Source organism: Blautia sp. AF17-9LB (genome assembly GCF_003479185.1).
Lineage (GTDB): Bacteria > Bacillota > Clostridia > Lachnospirales > Lachnospiraceae > Fusicatenibacter > Fusicatenibacter saccharivorans.
The window spans coordinates 1-1,205 of sequence record NZ_QUGU01000038.1 but is presented as its reverse complement, the minus strand read 5'-3'; the positions used below and the strand labels follow the sequence as shown (position 1 = coordinate 1,205).

Genomic DNA, 1,205 nt, shown 5'->3' with positions numbered 1-1,205 from the left:
GGTATCCTGTGCTTCGGTGTCGTGTTTCAGCCCCGGACATTTTCGGCGCAGGACCTCTCGACTAGTGAGCTATTACGCACTCTTTGAATGTGTGGCTGCTTCTGAGCCAACATCCTAGTTGTCTTCGAAATCCCACATCCTTTTCCACTTAACACGTACTTTGGGACCTTAGCAGCAGGTCTGGGCTCTTTCCCTTTTGACTGCCCAACTTATCTCGTGCAGTCTGACTCCCGATGAGCATCTTTACGGCATTCGGAGTTTGATATCCCTTGGTAAGCTTTGACGCCCCCTTAGAAATTCAGTGCTCTACCTCCGTAAGACTCCATCGAGGCTAGCCCTAAAGCTATTTCGAGGAGAACCAGCTATCTCCGGGTTCGATTGGAATTTCTCCCCTACCCACACCTCATCGCCACCCTTTTCAACGGATGTGCGTTCGGCCCTCCACTACCTCTTACGGCAGCTTCAGCCTGGACATGGGTAGATCACCCGGTTTCGGGTCTACTCTTACTGACTTCACGCCCTCTTAAGACTTGGTTTCCCTTCGGCTCCGCACCTTGAGTGCTTAACCTTGCCAGTAAACGTAACTCGCCGGACCGTTCTACAAAAAGTACGCGGTTGTGCACATAAGGCACTTCCACAGCTTGTAAACACAGGGTTTCAGGTTCTCTTTCACTCCCCTCCCGGGGTCCTTTTCACCTTTCCTTCACAGTACTATGCGCTATCGGTCACTGAGGAGTATTTAGCCTTGGAGGGTGGTCCCTCCTGCTTCCCACAAGGTTTCCCGTGTCTCGTGGTACTCTGGATCCTGCCAGCCTCTCATCAATTTCGCCTACGGGATTTTCACCCTCTCTGATCAGATTTCCCAAAACTGTTCGGCTATTGATTCGAGTACCTTATGCAGTCCACAACCCCGCGGTGCACGCACCACGGTTTGGGCTCTTTCCATTTCGCTCGCCGCTACTTTGGAAATCGAGGTTTCTTTCTTCTCCTCGGGGTACTTAGATGTTTCAGTTCCCCCGGTTCCCTTCCATACGTTATGGATTGGCGTATGGATACTTGAGGTTTGCTCAAGTGGGTTTCCCCATTCGGATATCTCCGGATCAATGGATATTTGCTCCTCCCCGAAGCTTTTCGCAGCTTATCACGTCCTTCATCGGCTCTCAGTGCCAAGGCATCCACCCTGCGCTCTTAATGCTTGACCTGTA

General features: G+C 51.5%; 1 rRNA gene (running past one end of the window). It reads right to left on the bottom strand.

Going from position 1 to position 1,205, the window contains the following annotated elements:
- A 23S ribosomal RNA gene (locus DWX00_RS19325) occupies positions 1-1,201 on the bottom strand (it extends 1,725 nt beyond the left edge of the window).
- Positions 1,202-1,205 lie beyond the last annotated feature (4 nt).